Source organism: Nonomuraea sp. NPDC049784 (assembly GCF_040659615.1).
Taxonomy (GTDB): domain Bacteria; phylum Actinomycetota; class Actinomycetes; order Streptosporangiales; family Streptosporangiaceae; genus Nonomuraea.
Genome location: NZ_JBFAMX010000261.1, coordinates 1 through 13987, shown reverse-complemented (window position 1 = coordinate 13987; position 13987 = coordinate 1). Strand labels below are relative to the sequence as shown.

Here is a 13987-nt window from a genome sequence, read left to right as displayed (position 1 = left end):
GATCTCTCTGTCAGACTTTGTCACGGGACCTCTTCGGTCGGCTTGCGAAATGCGGCAAACATCAGCAAACCGGACCGGGGAGGTCTCCCAAGGGGGCGGGTGGAGATCAGGGCACCTGAGGCCATCCACGGGGAATTCTCGTGGCCATCAGCCGGGACTCAACTGGCCGCCTACCAGGAGTCTTCCATGGCCGTCGGCACTACGGGCCTACCCCCAGCACGGCGCTTATCCCGGAGCCGGAGTCCCCCGCCGGAGGCACTATTTGATTGGGGGATGGAATGGGAGAGTTGGCGGCATGGATGTCCGGCGATCTTTTTTTGTATCAGCTTGGGTCTGCGATCTTTTTTGTCTTCTGCGGGTGGAGCGGAGCTGGTGCAGTGTGCGGGCTTTCTGGGTTTCGCGGCCCCATGCCGGATGCATGGCTGACGGGGATGTGGGCGTTTCTCTCGCTTGGGATCCTGCTCAAACTGGTGGCCGGAGTCGTATATCTCACGCGGAAGCGAAGCAACCAGGATGCAATGGATGACGAAGTCGTTGGGTGATGGGTCGCGCGAGTACGCGGACCGGATTAAGCGTGTGTCGTGTGAGCTCGACCTGATGGACCTCGATCAGCCGCGCTACGTGGTCGTCAACGGCTGGCCCGAGGGCAGCCACCTGAACGAGGTGATGGCCACACGTGGGGGCGTGTGCGTGGGTCACTTCTACACGTGACGACTGCTGTTCGAAGAGATACCGAGTGAAGCGCACGGAACGCCCGTGAACGAAGTCGGGGCGAACCTGTATCGAGCGAAGTTCGATGACCGACCGTTGGGTGTGCGCGTGCGCGTCGGCACCTGCGAGGCCGTGCCGAGGATGATCAGCTCCCGCATCCGCCCATCGTAGCCGCGCGTCTTGACAGGCAGCCATCTGGCTGCCTAAATTAAAGGCAGCCGAAAGGCTGCATATCGACAGGCGGCAACCCGGGGAGCGCGGGCATGGACGAGGTGTTCAAGGCGCTGGCCGATCCGAGCCGGCGCGCGCTGCTCGACTCGCTCAACGCCCGCAACGGGCAGACGCTGCGCGAGCTGTGCGCCGGACTCGACATGGCCAGGCAGTCCGTCAGCAAGCATCTCGCGGTGTTGGAGGAGGCCGGGCTCGTCGCCACCGTGCGGCGGGGCCGGGAGAAGCTGCACTACCTCAACGCCGCGCCCGTGCACGAGATCGCCCACCGGTGGATCAGCCGCTACGACCGGGCCAGGGTCCAAGCCCTGGCGGACCTGAAACTCGCCCTGGAGGAGACCCCGATGGACGCGCCCACCTTCGTCTACACCACCTACATCCGCACCACCCCGCAGAAGCTCTGGCAGGCGCTGACCGAGCCCGCCTTCACCCGCCGCTACTGGGCCACGGAGTTCACTACGGACTGGTCCGTCGGCTCGCCGATGACCTGGGACAACCACGGCGTGCTGATCAGTGACCCGGAGCAGGTCGTGCTGGAGGCCGAACCCTACAGTCGGCTCTCCTACACCTGGCACGCCATCACCCCGGAGCTCGCCAAGCGCTTCGGCTGGGACGAGGAGTTGCTCGCCCGGCTGTCCGGCGAGGCCCGCTCGAAGGTCACCTTCACAATTGAGGAGGCCGCGCAGGTCGTGAAGCTCACCGTCGTGCACGACGGCTTCGAGCCCGGATCGAGCCTGGCCGAGATGGTCAGCCACGGCTGGCCGAACGTGGTGGCGAGCCTGAAGTCGCTGCTGGAGACCGGCGAACCGCTGCCGGACGATGCGTGACCTCCCCGATCAGGGCTCGACGACGTCGCGAGGTGCCGGCGGTGAGATGAGTGGAGGCGGTGGCTGGGAGGCCGGTGAGGCCACCGACGATACGCAGATGACCGTTCATGTTGCTGAGTCGCTGCTGGAGCGTGGCGGTTTGGACCTGCCGGATATTTTCGCCCGCTTTCAGCGGTGGGCGGCCGATGATCCCAAAGACATCGGAGTGCAGACCGAAGACGTGCTGACCCGCGGCCTGCCCTGGGATCAGGCCGCCGCCGCCCACTACCGGAGCAGCCACCGAGCCGCGGGTAACGGCGCGCTGATGCGGGCCACCCCGTCGGCGGTGTACTTCGCCCGCGACCGACGGCAGGGCACCATGGACGCCGCTCGGTGCATCGCCGCCCTCACCCACGGCGACCCGGCAGCATGGGAGGGCACCGCGATCTTTCACGACCTGATACGCGTCGCCCTGGACGTTCAACGGCGCCGTCTGGCCCTGTCTCGGCTCAGCCGTCTGGGCACTGCGCACCACCCGCAACTATGAGGATGCCATCCGCGCCGCGATCGACCTGGGGGGCGACACCGACAACGTCGCCGCCGTCACCGGCGGCCTGGCCGGAGCCGTGTACGGACCGGCAGCAATTCCAACCAGCTGGACCGAGCCCTTACACGTTCCGCTACCCGGAAGCGGCGGCCGAACCCTGCGTCTGCACCACCTGCTCGATCTCGCTCGTGACCTCGTAGAACGTCCAAGTACAGGCTGACGCCGGAGCCCCGGTCTGCCAAAGCGCGACGACCTTCCGCTTTCACGCGGACTGAATGCCCTGGTATCCGTTGTGCCGGCCAAGGTCAGCAGTGACGTGAAGCTGCCGTTGTGTGCTCGAGGTGGTCGGCGTTGTCGTCAGCTCTCGCGCTACCTCAGCCGTGGCCATCCAGTGCTACCGCAAGCAGACCCGCTCCGTGCTCCGGAGCTGCCCCGTGGTCATGGATCGATCTTCGGCGACCAAACGTGCTAAGCCGCTGTATGACGCGTCTTCCGGATCCCTCGTTCCATAAGAAATCCGCGGACTAACAGGTGAATCAGTAACGACACACCAACGATCAAGGAGAGTGCTCGCGCGACGAGCGTCTCAAGTTGCCCGGATAACCCATGAACACGTCGCCGATGCCCATGTAGAGCTGAAAGCCAGTGCCGATCCAGGCCCGCAGCCGCGGCACCCATTTGCCTAGGAGAGCCAGCGCGAGGATCATGACGGCGATTCCCATCGGAGCTTCCGGTTCCGCAATCAGCACGACCACGCTTCCGACGAGACCCAGGAGCGGCACCGCGATCACGAACACACGTTGCCGTACAGACAGGCTCGCGAACCACGACTTCCGATCCGTGCTCTCCACTCGATCAACGTCTCATGCCTGAACCGCGTCGGACCAGCCAGTCCCGTGCTCGTAGTCACGTACTCCGAAGAGCAGGCTGACCTTCCGCATACGGAAACGCAAGCGACCGGATGGCCGCCGCGCTACGGCAACGCCCTCATCTGCTGCCGACCGCGTGCGCATGCCGCCGTGGCGGTGCGGACGGAAGTCCTCGTTGGTGTGTTCCTGCGTGCTCGGTTAGCTGATCCTCTGCACGGTGGCACCCCGTCGAATGGCGCGGGGGATCTCGGCGACGGAGTCCACGATGTCGATCAGGTGGGCGATGCTCTCGGCTGGAGCGGTGGAGCTGACGTCGACGGTGTAGGTGATCCCGGTTGACCGCCAGCTCTCGGTATCGAAGCCGCCGGCTGCGGAAACGCGCGCTCCCAGGAGTTCGATTCCCAGTACGGCGGCCTCCCGGTAAAGGTCGTTGAGGACGCATCCCGCCGCCGCAAGGTGAAGGAGATGTCCTCCGGTGAAGTCCGCCGTGACGCTTACGCCCTCGGGCGTCCACCGATGAGGGAAATGCACCGCGTGCTCGTCCATCACCTTCAGCGATCCTGCGCTCACGATCACGTTGAAACGATCATCCATGACTGGGCTCCCGGCGCCTCGGCGTACGGACGTCACAACAAGAACCGTCCTACACGTCGCAGCCGCCAACCGGCAACACAGCACTCCCTCACACGGGGATGCTGCCTCCTGCCGCCGACAGCGCTCGACCCGACGGCGAGGCTCCGGAGCCCGACCTCCCGGTTGATTGCGGAGTAGCTACCGCCTCGAGAGCGGAGCGGCCGGTGCCGATCCGAAGGACGCCGGAGGCGCCGCGTAGCGGGTGGGCCGGCGGTCGGAGCGACCTGGCGGCGGCGGGCCGGTGGTCGGCGGGTTGGGTGGGTTACGGCGCGGCGGTCGTGCGGCGATGCCCCATATGACACTCGGACCGTGACCGGCCCCCGGGCAGCATGCGCGGCGTGGGGACGTCGGCGCTTGGTCTTCTCCGGCCCGGACAACAGGCTGTGTGGCGGCCGAGATCGAAGGTGGCACCTGGGCCGATTAGCCATGTGGCGAACCGGGAAGTCTGCTCTCATGTCCCCCCGACAGTCGTCGGAGGGAACACGTCGTGACCAGGATCGAGCCGGAGCCACCAGCCAGGTGTGCGCCTCGGCCGGCGAGGAAGGCGTCGGGCGGCCGGTCGACTCTCCGGGATCCACCACCGGGCATCTCGCCCCTGTCGCAGATCGCTCGCTGAGGGGGCGCTGGCCTTGAACGGCTTCGGCGACGCCCTGATCGGTGACTGGCACAGTGCCGTCTACTCTGCCGTCAAGGCGGTGACGTTGTTCCTCACGGCCGCGGTGGCGTTCCGGCTCACCGAGCGCAGGACCATGGCAGAGTTCGCCCCGTTCGACTGGGTCGCCGCCGTCGCAGTGGGTGCTCTGGTTGGGCGTACCGCCACTGCGTCGGGCTCCTCCTGGCTGACCGGCGCCGCCGCGCTGGTGGCCCTCCTCGCCGCCCACACGATCGTCACCAGGCTTCGGTTCCTGCCGGTCATCAGCCGCCTGGTCGACCCACCGCTGCGGATCCTCATCCGCGACGGGCAGGTCAACCGGCGCAACCTGCGCCGTTGCGGGCTCACGGAAGCCGACCTCGACGCCGTCCTCCGCCAACACGGGCACGACAGCCCCGCCGGCATCCATCTCGCCATCTTCGAGGCCAAAGGCGCCGTCTCTGTCCTGCCACACCCGTCGACGGCGAGTCCCCCACAAGGTACGGGCGGTGGCACCACCCGAGGACCGCGTGCGTCGTAGTACATCTCGAACTCTCACCTGCCACGGCGCTCAGTGCCACGAATGTCTGTCGCGGCTTCCGGAAGGTGCTCGATCGCGCCGGGCTGGTTGGCGAGGAGTGGACTCCCCCGCGAGCTACGGCACAGCTTCGTGTCGATCCTGTCGGACCCCGGAATCCCAATCGAGGACATCTCGCGCCTGGTAGGCCACGCGAACACCGCGGTGACCGAGACGGTCTACCGCTTCCAGCTCCGGCCTGTGCTTCTGGAAGGGGCAGAGGCCATGGACGGCATTTTCCCGGCACAAGAAGAGACGTAGTCACTCAGTTGGTCACGCACAAACGGACTCGATCTGCGAGGAGCACGGTCCGCGAGTGACCGCCCTTAATGGCACGGCGGTGGTCTAGGCTCACCTCCACAAGATCACCAGATCGGCTCTATGCCGATACGGCGTTGCGACTCCGTACCGGAGCCCTGAAGGATGGGCCATCATACGGACGAAGGCGGCATGGTGGACTTCACAGTCAGATACGAACCCACTCCTGATGAAGTGGCGCGAGCACTCGGGCTGGGCGTCAGACAGCAACTCAAGATTGCCTATCGGGCGCTGCCGGTGGTCCTGGTCGTGTCGGGGCTTGTCTGCATCCTGCTCGATGCCACATCCATAGGCATCGGCATGCTCGTCGGAGCAGTCGTCTTCCCGCTCGTGTTGACCTGGTCGATCCGGCGGACCGGCAAACGGCAGCTCGCCTACCTCTGCGTGCCGACCACGCTCCGGATTACCGACGAGGGGTACGAGTGCCGAACCGACCAGTCCACGACCACGGTGCAGTGGTCGCTGTTCGGGCGGATCGTGACCGGCACCGAGTTCTGGCTGTTCTTCGTGGGCAAACAGTTCACGGGTTTCCTTCCCAGGCGCGCCTTCAGCAGCGAGCAACAAGCCGAGCTCGACAGCCTTCTAGCTTCTCGACAGCGCGCAGGAATTACCTGATCGCCGACTGTCCCATCCTCTTTTCACCCTCCCGGTCGGCCGTACGACGGGCACGTCTGATCTGCCGATCCGTAGGTCTCCAAACGATCTCCACGATCGTTCAGACCCGTCCGGATGCGATGAGACGACGTTTTGATCGGTTGCCCTAATCCCGGCCGGGCGGCCTGTGAGGTTGCGGGTGACCTCGATCGACCGGACCGCGCGAAGTCCGGCGGGTGCTTGTGACGATGGGCGGGGGCATCTCAAGGCGGTTGCCGATGGCACCCGGGGGCGGTCAAGGCTGCCGGGGAGCTCTGAACCCGCCTCGGTCAGGTGGCCGCGCCTGGGCCTGGTAGCGGGTCGACGTCGCCGGCGTGCATCGGCTCGCCACAGTGGGCGCAGCGCAGGTCGACACGGCTGATCTCGCCGCACGCGTGGTGGCGGTAGAGCACTGGCGGCCCGGCTTCGCCGGCGAGCCACTTGTCTCCCCAGCTGGTCATGAGCATGAGCAGGTCGACCAGCTCGGCACCCTTGGCCGTCAGGTGGTATTCGTAGCGCGGCCGTTTGTCGTAGGGGCGGCGCTCGAGCACGCCGTGGTCGAGGAGGTGGTTGAGCCGCTCGGTCAGCACCTTGCGCGAGATCCCGAGATCGGCCTGGAGTTGCTCGAACCGAGTGAATCCGACCCACACGTCGCGCAGGATCAGCGGCGACCATGGCTCCCCGATCACGTCGAGGGTGCGTGCGATGGAGCAGGCCATCTCCCCGAACTTCGTGCGTTGCATGAGATCAGTCTAGCAGTTGGGGTTCCCTAAAGGAACTCTGGGTGTTATGGTCATGGAGTCTCTTGAAGGAACTCCAGGAAGGATCGTAGAGATGAGCAAGGTCATCAGCTCCCACGCGGTGTCGGTCGACGGTTACATCACCGGCCGCGACCCGGGCGCCGGGCGCGGGCTCGGTGACGGGACGATGCTGTTCGACTGGTACTTCGACGGCGACACGCCCAGCCAGGTGTTCGACGGGTTCCGGCTGAGCGAGCCCAGCGCCCGGGTCTTCGACGCCCTCGCCGGACGCGTAGGTGCGGTCGTGGCGGGACGCACCACCTATGACGACTCCGAGCATTTCGGAGGCGGCAGCCCGCACCCGACGGCCCGGCTGTTCGTCCTCAGCCATCGGGCGGCGCCGGAGATGACCGAACGGCAGACCCTCATCACCACCGGCATCGAGGACGCGGTCGCGGCGGCTCGCGAGGCCGCCGGCGACAAGGACGTCGGCCTCATGGGCGGCGGCGTCGCGGCCGAGGCCTTGGAGGCGGGGCTCGTCGACGAGGTGATCCTCCACCAGGTGCCGATCCTGCTCGGCGGCGGTCGCCCCTTCTTCCGGGCGCTGCCCGAGCACGTACGCCTCCGCCTCGTCGAAGCCGTCCCGGCGCCGGGCGTCACCCATCTCCACTACGAGGTCAAGCGCTGATCATCACCGGCGACCTGGCGATGATCAGCGCCCGCACGGCCTGGTCACCAACAGCGGGTTCGCCCCCGCTTTCGACGCCACCACCGCAGCCGCCGACCATGCCGCATGGCTCACCGACAACCCCCTGCTAGGAGAAGAAAAATGCTCAACCCCGACGTACGCCGCGTCCTCGACGGCACCTCGCTGGCCCACCTCGCCACCGTGCTCCCGGACGGCTCGCCCCACACCGTCCCGCTCTGGGTCGGCACCCACGGCGACCACGTCGTGTTCCTCACCGGTCCGCACTCGCGCAAGGCCCGCAACCTGCGCCGCGACCCGCGGGTGGCGCTCTCCTTGGCGCCCGCCGACAACCCGTTCCAGCCAGTCATCCTCCGCGGCCGGGTCATCGAATGGCTCGAGGGCGACGCGGCCTGGGAGATCATCGACCAGATCTCGACGAAGTACATCGGCAAGCCCTACTCCCGAGAAGAGGAACGCATCGTCGCCATTGTCGAGCCCGAGCGGCAGACCGTCGGCCGCGACTGAGCCGCCCCTACCCACCGCAGCCCTGCCCCACCAACCACCCCCGACGCTGTGCCGCGGTCCCCTTCTGGGGGTGCATCGACGCCTCCACACCGTCCGGCCGCCTGCAGTTCCACATGTTCGGCGCCTTCGACGAGTTTCTCCGTGAGCTCATCGTCGAGGGCACCCTTGAAGGGCCGCCTCGGCCCGAGCGCGGGGCCGCGTCGGTGGGCGCCCGCCGGCCCTGGACGCCCACGGGGTGGACATGGCTCGCGTGCTGTACGAGATGAAGGGCGATGACGGTAAGCGCCGCTACACCGTTCAACAGATCGCCGACCAACTCGGCGTCAGCCGCGCCACCATCTACCGCCATCTCGATCCCGACAAGGCGGTCTCGGCGTGGGAGGAGCACGGTACTCCTCCCGATCACCTACTACGGCGGGAGGGCCAAATGGTGCGCCTGTCAATCCAGCCTGACAGCATCCACACTGACAGCCTCCTTGAGGAAGACGACGCCGTCGATCGTGTCGAGCTGGGCCGGGTCCAGCGGGAAATAGGCGAAATCGTGGGAGATGCGCGGGGCTGGCTTCGTGACGGCCTCGGCCAGGCGGCGGGCGTCGATGAGAGAGTGGTCCCACGGGAGCGTGGACAGGATGCCCTCGACGGTGTCCGAGGGCGGGGTGTTGTCGCCGACCGTGCCGAAGGCGGAGGCCAGGAAGGCGTACCGGTCGCCCAGGTGCGCTTCGGTGATCGCCCCCGCGCTCGCCCACTCCAGCGTCTGGTCGCCGAGCTGCATGAGGCTCTTGTTCCGCTGCAAGTGGAGGTTGTGGGCGAAGACCAGGGCCGGGCCTTGCTCGGCGACGGCACGCAGGTTGGCGGCCATCATCGCGTCCCGCATGCCCGACAGCCGCGCCACGCGGCCCGGTGACGTGTCGGCCATCCAGCGGTGGTAGCGGAGCAGGCCGGTGGCGGTGCGCCCGTACAGTGCCGCCAGCTCCCTGTCCTTCGGGCTCAGCTGCGGCGTCTGCGTGTCGAGCAGCGCCACCAGGTCGTCGGCGATCAGTCGCAGCCGCTGGGCGTCGGCGGACTGGCCGATTGACTGGGATGGATCCATGACCGTGGCCTCATTCGTCCACAGGTCGTCCGGACCGAGCAGCGCGTCGAGGGTCTCCCTGGTGCAGGGGAGCGGGCCGTCGAGGAGATCGCAGAGGGCGGTGAGCGCCTGGCGCGGGCTCTCGGCCCAATACTCCAGCGGGCCGTCGAAGCCGAAGAACCGGAGCTTTTCGTCATGCTCCTCGTTGTACGCCCGCATCCAGCGCACGAGCTCGCGGTTGGCCGGAGGCGTACCGAAGCGGTGACTGAAGCCGCGTTCCATGACGTCGTCCAGCGTGCCCGCGCCCGTCGTGATGTAGTCGTCCACCACCAGGCCCCTGAGGCAGTCGCTCTCGATGGCGAACGACCGGTAGCCCTCGTGCTCGACCAGATGCTGGAAGATCTCGTTGCGCAGCTCGCCCAGCTCCCTCACGAAGTGCCTGGCCTCGCCCAGGCCGAGCAGCAGGGGCTTGGCGGGAAGCGACCGGAGGAACGCCGAGACGCCCGCGCCATCGAGCGGCCGGGCTGTGTCCTTGATATCCATACCTTCAACGGTATCGTTGAACTTTCGGTGTAAACTTTGCCGCAGAAATATCCGCTCTCATCGCTACAAACCTTCAATCGGTGGTTCATCCATGAGGCCAGTGGACCTAGCGCGCGAGCACGGCTTGTCCACCCAGGCGATCAGGAACTACGAGGACGCCGGCATCCTGCCCGCCGCCGAACGCACCGTCCACGGCTATCGCACCTAACGCCGCTGCAACCCTCCTGATGACCGCGCAGACCCTGTGGCACGACACCTACAACGTGTCCAGCGGCCGGCCGGCCACCAACCGCGAGTTCGCGGACGCCCTGCAGGCGATCCCCCCGGGCTGGTGCTGATCTCAAGCAACTCCACCGACGAGCGTCAGCGCGAACTCGCGGGTGCGGGCGTGAGTGAGGTCGCAGCGCAGGTGGGGGTCTCGCGGCAGACGCTGCATACCTGGTTGCGGCGTTACCGGGAGTCGGGTCTGGCGGGGTTGGCGGATCGGTCCCGCCGTCCGGTGTCCTCACCGGCGCAGGTGGAGGCGGTGGTGTGCGAATTGCGGCGTGAGCATCCCCGCTGGGGCCGGTCCGGTTGGTGCACGAGGTCGGACGGCTCGGCATAGAGCCGGTGCCGTCGCGGATGGGCGTGTATCGGGCGCTGGTGCGTCATGGCCTGATCACGCCTCGGGATCGGCGCAAGCGGCGTGAGCACTACCCGGGTCGATGGCAGGCGGGATGATCAGGCTTCCACCTTAGCCACTCACTGCCTTGTCCCAGGCGCGGCGATCATCCCGGAGCCTGAGCGCCCCCGCCGAATGCTGTTTGGATAGCACAAGCCCAGAAGGTGACAGTGTGAGGTATGCCTTGATAGGCATAACGTTTATGCCGTGCTACCATCCGTCAGCGCTGAGAATGCCTTGTCGATGAGACCGGTCGCTTACCACGAACTGTCGTACCTGTAGCTGTACCAGGACCCTTCGAGATGGGTATAGCGGTCACCGCCATCGGCATTCTCGTCAGGTTCCCCAGAGGTCAGCCACACGAAGCCCTTGTCGTTTTTCAGGAACAGGTCTCGGACTACTAGCCGTGCACTACCGGGGATCTCTTCCCCGGTGTAGAGATCGTCGTACCTCCTTCCGTCGCATACGTAGTACAGGCCAATCCATTGGCAGGGCTCCTTGCGGCCAGGGTTCTCGTCCACTGCTGTGGCGTAGGCTCTCAGGCTCGGTTCGGAGATCGTGTAACGGATCCAGAAAGGCGCGTTGGTGATGAGAGCTAGCCCGACGGCAATGGAGATGTACCACGGCACGAGCGCGCTGTTGAGTGAGCCGACTGGGGCATTTATTTTGTGGTCGGCCCATGTGATCCGGATCGTCCAGTAGAGGAGCAGTAGAAAGCCGATGGGGATTGCGAACTTGAACGTCTCGAACCCGTACCAGGAGGGATAGCTGGCCCATATCAAGAGGATGGTGGCTGCGGCCGAGAAGACGATCAGAAACGGTAATCCAGGCGGCTTATTGATCACGGCGTCACCTTAGCGGCATCCAACGACGCCGGATAGCCAGCGCGGCTAGTCTCGTGCGGCGGTGCGGCGCTGGGTCGGCGAGTTCGGCAAGTACGGCGCGGGGCGGCTACGGCGATGCCCCGCGCGGCGCGCCGCGCGAGAACGGCCCCCAGGCCGCACGCGCAGCGCGGCAGCGCTGGCGCGGGGCGTACGGCGGCGCGGCGCAGCCGCCGCCTTGATACCTACAAGAACAATTCGGCAGAGCTACGAGCGGGCTCGAGCGGGCTCGCGTCGTGATCAGTCGAGGAGGTCTGGGCGGCGGCTGGTCAGGGCTCTGCGGGCGGTGACGAATCGCTCGTGAAATTCTTCGGCGAAGGCTTCTCGGCGGTAGCGCTGTCGTAGAACCCGGTCGAGACCGGTGCCGGCCGCCGATTTGGGCGCCTTGATCGGGCGCGAGCGCGACGTGCTGGAGCTCATCGCTCGCGGCCTGTCCAACGGCGAGATCGCTGGGCGCCTCTACCTGTCGGAGGGCACGGTCAAGAGCCATGTCGGGCGCGTGCTGGCCAAGCTCGGCCTACGCGACCGGGTCCAAGCGGTTGTCCTGGCCTACGAGTGCGGCCTGGTCCGCCCGGGCGAGCTGGGGCCGGTCACGAGGATCGACGGCTGAGCGCCCGCCAGATACCGCCGTCACGCTGGACGGGGCAGATTATGCAGCACGCCGCCACGTCCCTTGCCGAGCTCCAAGCCCCCGATCTCAAGAATCTTGACGCCGTGATCGCGCAGCTAGCGGTTGGCGAACGGCTTCTTGTGGTAGCCGATCACCACGCCGAGGGCCAGGGCGAAGAAGTTGTTGGGACATGCAAAGCGGCGGCGATGCGACGCCATGCGTCGGGGCCGGGCGACCCGGTCCCGCACATCCTTGTTCTGATCACCTCGTACACCCTCGACCCGTCGCGACACCGCCGACACCCAGGTGCTACTTGGTAGCACCAGATGGCACGCAGAGGTAGGGTTGATGAGTGAGCACTCCTGAGCCCGACCGCTCCCACCAGATCTCCCAGCGCGACCTGCGCAACCGGTCAGCGGAGATCATGGATGGACTGGAACGCGGAGAGCGGTACGCCGTCACACGCAACGGCCACCACATCGGCGATCTGGTCCCCATCCGCCGTCGGCGCCGGGCCGTCTCGCGGGCCGAGTTCGCCGCCGTGTCCCGCGGCATGCCGCGCCTGGACGACCGAAAGTACCGCGAGGACATGGACCACCATGTCAATGACGACCTCTACGACCCTTACGACCGCGCCTACAGCAGAGGCGAGTTCGCAGAGGACGGGGAATGACTCCCACGCAAGGTTTGCTCGACACCAATATCCTCATCTTGCGCGCCGGAATCGACCCCGACGAGCTACCGGACGAGATGATGATCAGCGCCATCACCACCGCAGAGCTGTCGGTCGGCGTGCTGGTGGCCACCGGGGCGCAGGAACTCGCCCAGCGGATGAAGATCCTGCAGACCACCGAAGCCGAGTTCGACCCCCTGCCCTTCGACGACACCGCCGCCCGCGAGTACGGCCAACTATGGACCGCCGTCATCGCCTCCGGCCGCAAACCCCGCCCCCGAACAGCAGATCTGATGATCGCCTGCGTGGCGATCGCAAACCGGCTCCCCCTTTACACCTGCAACCCAAAGGATTTCAAAGGCCTGGACCACCTGCTCACCGTGGTCCCGGTCACACGGCCACGCTGAGCAATGCATAAAGGATGCCCGGTCCGGCGCGAGCCTGGCCGATCTCAAGAAACGGGTGGAGGCGGAACGGAAGAACGATGGCGACGGCCGGGGCGCTGGTACCCGCGAGTCAATGGCACGAAGGCCGCTTTCCCAGGTCGGGAACGCGCCGCTTTTGGCTGGGGAGAAACCCAAGTCGGGAAACTGCCTCTGACCTGCGTTTTCTGAGTGGTGGAGCCTAGGGATTCGAACCCCTGACTTCCTACTTTTTCGTACGCCCCACGGCGGGCACATTCCGCAAGTTCAGCGACCACCCGGTCTGGTGACCCTGGATGGCCCGAGGACGGCGGCGGCCAGGCGTTGATTCTTAACCCTGCGGGCATGACCGATCAGGCACATGGCGGAAGTGCGGGTGACCGGGGTAGATCCCGCGGTGGAGCGCAGGGCGCGGGCGTCGGCGAAGCGGGTGCGGCATCGCCGATCTCAGCCAGGACATGGCGCGTCGTTGCGGGATCTGTGGCCCACTGTTCGGGCAGGTACAAGCGCCAGTTGAAACGCCCTGCGCGCGCGGTCCAGCAGGTGCTCGAACCGGTTTGGCGGTGCCGCGACCGACATGATCCGACAACTGCCAGGAGTTCTTACCGGGCACATCGACCAACAGGCCGCGGACCAGCCCGGTGCAGCTTGCCCTGGGTTCGGGCCGGGCGAACAGCGGGCCGGCGATCCGCGGGGCCAACGCGGTCAGTTCGGCGGGGTGCGGCTCAGTCCTTCGGGCGGACGAACAGCTCGAGGTATGAGCACTGGCCGCAGCGGAAGGCGTCGATGATCCAACGCTCCCGCCCCCGGCGCTTGGCGCCACCGAATACCCCGCGCTGCAGTGGGCCGGGAATCCATCGGCCGTATCCTTGCGAATACTCTCCCTCATCCTCCATGTATCCCGGCTGCAGGTGCTCTCCACCGCACTGGCTGCATCGCACGATCACGACATGGCAGTCTGCCAAACACGGCGACAGAAGGGCGACCGGCACGATTAATCCTGCACGAGCCGCCTTGGGACGGAAAGGCATCCACCACCATTTGTCGTACTGGCGTGGGAGCATGACTTCATGGCGACCTCAAAACAGCCGGTGACGGTCCCGACTGACGCCAGCGTGGACGATTTCGGTTGCGTCCGCGGGAGTGGTGTACGAGTTTGGCCTGGTCACAGGCGTGGCGTCGTGAAATGAAGACGGCCATCGCGTGATCCTTCGAGTAGCAA

At 66.4% G+C, this 13987-nt stretch carries 15 protein-coding genes and 5 pseudogenes; 14 read left to right on the top strand and 6 right to left on the bottom strand.

All coding sequences use genetic code 11. The features are described from left to right. Positions 1 to 522 precede the first annotated feature (522 nt). The 3 genes and pseudogenes from AB0J09_RS37050 (at position 523) to AB0J09_RS37040 (ending at position 2512) form a co-directional block, all read left to right on the top strand. On the top strand, positions 523 to 711 hold the full coding sequence (locus AB0J09_RS37050) for a hypothetical protein (protein ID WP_360701441.1): 189 nt from the start codon (positions 523 to 525) through the stop codon (positions 709 to 711). A 263-nt stretch (positions 712 to 974) separates the two neighbouring features. Further along, the gene (locus AB0J09_RS37045) at positions 975 to 1766 is read left to right on the top strand and encodes a metalloregulator ArsR/SmtB family transcription factor (RefSeq protein ID WP_360701438.1); all 792 of its coding nucleotides are present in this window, start codon (positions 975 to 977) and stop codon (positions 1764 to 1766) included. Then, positions 1759 to 2512: pseudogene (locus AB0J09_RS37040) on the top strand (ADP-ribosylglycohydrolase family protein). Before AB0J09_RS37045 ends, AB0J09_RS37040 begins: the two are co-directional and overlap by 8 nt. A 337-nt stretch (positions 2513 to 2849) precedes the next feature. Here AB0J09_RS37040 and AB0J09_RS37035 read toward each other — a convergent pair. Continuing rightward, positions 2850 to 3083, bottom strand: a complete 234-nt coding sequence (locus AB0J09_RS37035) for a hypothetical protein (RefSeq protein ID WP_360701435.1) — start codon at positions 3081 to 3083, stop codon at positions 2850 to 2852. Between the two features lie 276 nt (positions 3084 to 3359). Continuing rightward, a complete protein-coding gene (locus AB0J09_RS37030) occupies positions 3360 to 3755 on the bottom strand; it encodes an OsmC family protein (RefSeq protein ID WP_360701432.1) in 396 nt (131 codons plus the stop codon). Between the two features lie 668 nt (positions 3756 to 4423). Here AB0J09_RS37030 and AB0J09_RS37025 point away from each other — a divergent pair. From AB0J09_RS37025 to AB0J09_RS37015, 3 genes are all read left to right on the top strand, one after another. After that, positions 4424 to 4966, top strand: coding sequence for a YetF domain-containing protein (locus AB0J09_RS37025; protein ID WP_360701430.1), 543 nt, complete (start codon positions 4424 to 4426; stop codon positions 4964 to 4966). Positions 4967 to 5095: 129 nt separating this feature from the next. Further along, positions 5096 to 5263: a hypothetical protein gene (locus tag AB0J09_RS37020; protein WP_360701427.1), complete on the top strand. Its 168-nt coding sequence runs from the start codon at positions 5096 to 5098 to the stop codon at positions 5261 to 5263. A 189-nt stretch (positions 5264 to 5452) separates the two neighbouring features. Then, positions 5453 to 5935 (top strand): YcxB family protein, encoded by a 483-nt coding sequence (locus tag AB0J09_RS37015; RefSeq protein WP_360701424.1) that lies wholly within the window; start codon positions 5453 to 5455, stop codon positions 5933 to 5935. Positions 5936 to 6243: 308 nt separating this feature from the next. Here the strand turns inward: AB0J09_RS37015 and AB0J09_RS37010 are convergent, their stop codons facing one another. Then, the gene (locus AB0J09_RS37010; RefSeq protein ID WP_360701421.1) at positions 6244 to 6696 is read right to left on the bottom strand and encodes a helix-turn-helix domain-containing protein; all 453 of its coding nucleotides are present in this window, start codon (positions 6694 to 6696) and stop codon (positions 6244 to 6246) included. A 91-nt stretch (positions 6697 to 6787) separates the two neighbouring features. Between AB0J09_RS37010 and AB0J09_RS37005 the strand changes: the two genes are divergently transcribed. From AB0J09_RS37005 to AB0J09_RS36995, 3 genes and pseudogenes are all read left to right on the top strand, one after another. Further along, the gene (locus AB0J09_RS37005) at positions 6788 to 7381 is read left to right on the top strand and encodes a dihydrofolate reductase family protein (RefSeq protein WP_360701418.1); all 594 of its coding nucleotides are present in this window, start codon (positions 6788 to 6790) and stop codon (positions 7379 to 7381) included. 141 nt (positions 7382 to 7522) lie between these two features. Next, positions 7523 to 7906 carry a PPOX class F420-dependent oxidoreductase gene (locus tag AB0J09_RS37000; RefSeq protein ID WP_360701415.1) on the top strand — a complete coding sequence of 128 codons (384 nt, stop codon included), beginning with the start codon at positions 7523 to 7525 and terminating at the stop codon, positions 7904 to 7906. A gap of 241 nt (positions 7907 to 8147) precedes the next feature. Then, positions 8148 to 8255 (top strand): annotated as a pseudogene (locus AB0J09_RS36995) (helix-turn-helix domain-containing protein); the annotation flags it as partial. Positions 8256 to 8345: 90 nt separating this feature from the next. Here the strand turns inward: AB0J09_RS36995 and AB0J09_RS36990 are convergent. Next, complete coding sequence (locus tag AB0J09_RS36990) at positions 8346 to 9518, bottom strand: erythromycin esterase family protein (RefSeq protein ID WP_360701412.1); 1173 nt, start codon at positions 9516 to 9518, stop codon at positions 8346 to 8348. Positions 9519 to 9609: 91 nt separating this feature from the next. Here AB0J09_RS36990 and AB0J09_RS36985 point away from each other — a divergent pair. Both AB0J09_RS36985 and AB0J09_RS36980 read left to right on the top strand, forming a co-directional pair. Continuing rightward, positions 9610 to 9723, top strand: a pseudogene (locus AB0J09_RS36985) (MerR family DNA-binding transcriptional regulator); the annotation flags it as partial. 183 nt (positions 9724 to 9906) lie between these two features. After that, positions 9907 to 10205, top strand: a pseudogene (locus AB0J09_RS36980) (helix-turn-helix domain-containing protein); the annotation flags it as partial. 231 nt (positions 10206 to 10436) lie between these two features. Here the strand turns inward: AB0J09_RS36980 and AB0J09_RS36975 are convergent. After that, on the bottom strand, positions 10437 to 11024 hold the full coding sequence (locus AB0J09_RS36975; RefSeq protein WP_360701409.1) for a hypothetical protein: 588 nt from the start codon (positions 11022 to 11024) through the stop codon (positions 10437 to 10439). Positions 11025 to 11454: 430 nt separating this feature from the next. Between AB0J09_RS36975 and AB0J09_RS36970 the strand changes: the two are divergent. Further along, positions 11455 to 11670, top strand: a pseudogene (locus AB0J09_RS36970) (helix-turn-helix transcriptional regulator); the annotation flags it as partial. A 116-nt stretch (positions 11671 to 11786) separates the two neighbouring features. Here AB0J09_RS36970 and AB0J09_RS36965 read toward each other — a convergent pair. Further along, a complete protein-coding gene (locus tag AB0J09_RS36965; RefSeq protein ID WP_360701406.1) occupies positions 11787 to 11963 on the bottom strand; it encodes a hypothetical protein in 177 nt (58 codons plus the stop codon). A gap of 59 nt (positions 11964 to 12022) precedes the next feature. Here AB0J09_RS36965 and AB0J09_RS36960 point away from each other — a divergent pair, with 59 nt between their 5' ends. Together AB0J09_RS36960 and AB0J09_RS36955 are read left to right on the top strand one after the other, a co-directional pair. Next, on the top strand, positions 12023 to 12343 hold the full coding sequence (locus tag AB0J09_RS36960) for a prevent-host-death protein (RefSeq protein WP_360701403.1): 321 nt from the start codon (positions 12023 to 12025) through the stop codon (positions 12341 to 12343). Then, the gene (locus AB0J09_RS36955) at positions 12340 to 12750 is read left to right on the top strand and encodes a type II toxin-antitoxin system VapC family toxin (RefSeq protein WP_360701400.1); all 411 of its coding nucleotides are present in this window, start codon (positions 12340 to 12342) and stop codon (positions 12748 to 12750) included. Before AB0J09_RS36960 ends, AB0J09_RS36955 begins: the two co-directional genes overlap by 4 nt. Positions 12751 to 13987: the final 1237 nt, after the last annotated feature.

Excerpts from the sequence above, each read along its gene's own strand:
- AB0J09_RS37050 (WP_360701441.1), top strand. The coding sequence starts at position 523 with ATGACGAAGTCGTTGGGTGATGGGTCGCGCGAGTACGCGGACCGGATT.
- AB0J09_RS37045 (WP_360701438.1), top strand. The coding sequence starts at position 975 with ATGGACGAGGTGTTCAAGGCGCTGGCCGATCCGAGCCGGCGCGCGCTG.
- AB0J09_RS37030 (WP_360701432.1), bottom strand. The coding sequence starts at position 3,755 with ATGGATGATCGTTTCAACGTGATCGTGAGCGCAGGATCGCTGAAGGTG.
- AB0J09_RS37015 (WP_360701424.1), top strand. The coding sequence starts at position 5,453 with ATGGTGGACTTCACAGTCAGATACGAACCCACTCCTGATGAAGTGGCG.
- AB0J09_RS37010 (WP_360701421.1), bottom strand. The coding sequence starts at position 6,696 with ATGCAACGCACGAAGTTCGGGGAGATGGCCTGCTCCATCGCACGCACC.
- AB0J09_RS37005 (WP_360701418.1), top strand. The coding sequence starts at position 6,788 with ATGAGCAAGGTCATCAGCTCCCACGCGGTGTCGGTCGACGGTTACATC.
- AB0J09_RS37000 (WP_360701415.1), top strand. The coding sequence starts at position 7,523 with ATGCTCAACCCCGACGTACGCCGCGTCCTCGACGGCACCTCGCTGGCC.
- AB0J09_RS36990 (WP_360701412.1), bottom strand. The coding sequence starts at position 9,518 with ATGGATATCAAGGACACAGCCCGGCCGCTCGATGGCGCGGGCGTCTCG.
- AB0J09_RS36955 (WP_360701400.1), top strand. The coding sequence starts at position 12,340 with ATGACTCCCACGCAAGGTTTGCTCGACACCAATATCCTCATCTTGCGC.